The organism is Collimonas fungivorans (genome assembly GCF_028292705.1).
Taxonomy (GTDB): domain Bacteria; phylum Pseudomonadota; class Gammaproteobacteria; order Burkholderiales; family Burkholderiaceae_D; genus Collimonas; species Collimonas fungivorans_B.
Map to the genome: position 1 here is coordinate 1 of NZ_JAQGLV010000181.1, position 2518 is coordinate 2518.

Consider the following 2518-nt stretch of genomic DNA (forward strand, 5'->3'; position numbering starts at 1 on the left):
AGACCGTCACCCTGCAGGTGATTGCGCAGGCGCTGTCGGACAGCGGCGTGCCGGTTTTCATGGCGGACGTCAAGGGCGACCTGTCCGGTATGGCCAAGGCCGGCGCGGCGTCGGACAAGCTCAAGCAGCGGCTGCAGACGCTCGGCATGGCCGAACCGCAGTGGGCCGCTACGCCTGTGACTTTCTGGGACGTGTACGGCGTGCAGGGGCATCCGGTGCGGGCCACGGTCTCTGACATGGGACCGTTGCTGCTGGCGCGCATGCTCAACCTGAACGATACGCAGCAGGGCGTATTGCAGCTGGTGTTCAAGATTGCCGATGACAATGGCTTGCTGTTGCTGGACCTGAAGGATTTGCGGGCGATGCTGCAGCATGTCGGCGATAACGCCGCCAGCTTTCAGACCGAATACGGCAATATTTCCGCCGCCAGCATCGGCGCCATCCAGCGCGGCCTGATCGGCATCGGCGAGCAGGGCGGGGAGCAGTTCTTCGGTGAGCCGATGCTCAACATCGACGACCTGATCCAGACCGACGGCAACGGCAAGGGCGTGGTGAACATCCTGGCGGCCGACAAGCTGATGAACGCGCCGCGCCTGTATTCGACCTTCCTGCTGTGGATGCTGTCGGAACTGTTCGAGCACCTGCCGGAAGTCGGCGACCTGGAAAAACCGAAACTGGTGTTTTTCTTCGACGAAGCCCATTTGCTGTTCAGCGAAGCGCCCAAGCCCTTGCTGCAAAAGATCGAGCAGGTGGTGCGCCTGATCCGTTCCAAGGGCGTCGGCGTGTTCTTCGTCACGCAAAATCCGCTGGATATTCCTGACACCGTGCTCGGCCAGCTGGGCAACCGCGTGCAGCATGCGCTGCGGGCGTATACCCCGCGCGACCAGAAGGCAGTGCAGGCCGCCGCCGATACCTTCCGCGCCAATCCCGAATTGAATACCGCGCAGATCATCAGCGAACTCGGCGTCGGCGAGGCGCTGGTGTCTTTCCTCGACGAGAAGGGCCGTCCGAACATCGTCGAACGCGCCTTTATCCTGCCGCCGGCCTCGCAGATCGGGCCAGTCAGCGACGACGAACGCAAGCAACTGATTGCAGCGTCGATCGTCGCCGGCGTATATGAAACCACGGTCGATCGCGAATCCGCGTATGAAAAACTGAAAGGGCGCGTTGCCGCCGCTCCGGCTGGCAAGGACGGCGCCGGTGCTGCTGCGGACACTTCAGGCAGCGCCGGCGGCAGCTCGTGGGGCAGCGTGCTGGGCGGACTGCTCGGCGGCGGCTCCGGACGCAAGGACAGCGTGGTGCAGGCGGTGGTCAAATCCGCCGCGCGCACCATCGGATCGCAGGTCGGGCGCGAACTGATACGCGGCGTGCTGGGATCTTTGCTGAAAAAGAAATGAAACATAAGTGGTGAAAAATAAGTGAAGAATAAGTGAGATTCGCCATCACCAATGATCGCGTTTTCAGGCAGCGGCAGGAGACAGAATTTTTCCTATCCATTGCCTTAGCAACGCGATCTTCACATACCCATTACAATTCAATCATGGGCAAGCAATGAGCAGTAAGTTACAGCCTGGCAGTCGCCAGATTTTTCTTGGCGGCTTGGCAATTGCAGTTGCCGGCGCCATCCTGTTCTCGGCCAAGGCCATCGTCGCCAAGCTGATCTATCGCTATCCGGTCGATGCCGTATTGCTGATTACGTTTCGCATGCTGTTCGCCTTGCCCCTGTTTGCCGCGGTGGCTTTGTGGAAGGCGCGCAGCGAAGCGCCGCTGTCGAACCAGGACCGGATGCGGATCGTGGTGCTGGGATTGATCGGGTATTACCTGTCGAGTTTTCTTGATTTCCTCGGCTTGCAGTATATTTCCGCCGGACTGGAGCGCCTGATATTGTTCTTGACGCCCTCGTTCGTGCTGTTGATGTCGTTCCTGTTTTATCGGCGCCGGGTCACCTGGCTGGAGTGGGCGGCCCTGCTGATTTCTTACCTGGGCACGGTGCTGGTGTTCCTGCACGATGTGCGCCTGGGAGGATCGAATGTGGGCCTCGGCAGTGCGCTGGTGCTGGGAGCTGCAATCAGTTATGCGCTGTACCTGATGCTCTCCGGGGAGCTGGTGAGCCGGGTCGGGGCGATGCGGCTGGTGGCGTATGCAATGTGTGTATCGTGCGCCGCCTGCATCGTGCAGTTCCTGCTGTTGCGGCCGTGGCCGATCTTGTTGCAGCAGCCGGCGGCCGTATATGGCTTGTCGGTCATCAATGCCGTGTTCTGCACTGTGCTGCCGGTATTCTTGACCATGGTCGCGGTGGCGCGCATCGGGCCTGCGACCGCGGCGCAGGCCGGCATGGTAGGGCCGGTCTCCACCCTGTTTCTGGGGGCATTGATTTTAGCGGAACCGGTGACGGCGATTCAGCTGACCGGTACCGGACTGGTGTTGGCGGGTATTTATCTGATTTCAAAAAAGAAATCATAGGGATTGAAAACAGTAATAACAATTAAAAAAGCGGCAGTTTGGCGCAATATTTGGA

General features: G+C 60.0%; 2 protein-coding genes. Both read left to right on the plus strand.

All coding sequences use genetic code 11. The annotated features are described in order from the left end of the window. Positions 1-1397: helicase HerA-like domain-containing protein (locus tag JWQ61_RS09880; protein ID WP_304360381.1), on the plus strand; the 1397-nt coding region annotated here is incomplete at its 5' end. 154 nt (positions 1398-1551) lie between these two features. Next, positions 1552-2463 carry a DMT family transporter gene (locus tag JWQ61_RS09885; RefSeq protein WP_304360382.1) on the plus strand — a complete coding sequence of 304 codons (912 nt, stop codon included), beginning with the start codon at positions 1552-1554 and terminating at the stop codon, positions 2461-2463. The last annotated feature ends 55 nt before the right edge of the window (positions 2464-2518 follow it).